The organism is Meiothermus sp., assembly GCF_025056915.1.
Classification (GTDB): domain Bacteria; phylum Deinococcota; class Deinococci; order Deinococcales; family Thermaceae; genus Meiothermus.
On sequence record NZ_JANWVH010000145.1, the window covers coordinates 1 to 435 of the forward strand.

Below are 435 nucleotides of genomic sequence, written 5' to 3' on the forward strand. Positions count from 1 at the left end.
GGACTGGTGGAACGGCTGTCGGACCCCCCGCATGGACGCGGGCCTCAAGGGGGTACTGAGCGGCCTGAGGCTCGACACCGACCCGGTGCAGGTCTACCAGGCCCTCATCGAGGCCAGCGCCCTGGGCACCCGACTGGTGAAGGAGACCCTCGAACGGGCCGTAGGCCCATTGAAGCGGGTGGTGGTCACAGGGGGGCTATCCCGCTCGGCGCCCGTGCTGCAAATCTACGCCAACGTGCTGGGGATGCCGCTCGAGGCCAGCCCCACCCCTCAGGCTTCGGCCCGCGGGGCCGCCCTCTACGGCGCGCTCGCCGCTGGCTTGCCCCCCCCCCCCCCCCCCCCCCCCCCCCGGAAAGCCCCCCCCAAAAAAACACGGGGGAAAAAGGCGGTTAACCGGCGAAAAAGGGGGGGGCGACGAGAGATGCGCGGGGGTGT

General features: G+C 71.5%; 1 protein-coding gene. It reads left to right on the top strand.

The window, feature by feature from the left end; genetic code table 11:
- The coding region (locus NZN28_RS14165; protein ID WP_295399246.1) for an FGGY-family carbohydrate kinase at positions 1-435 on the top strand (435 nt) is incomplete at both ends.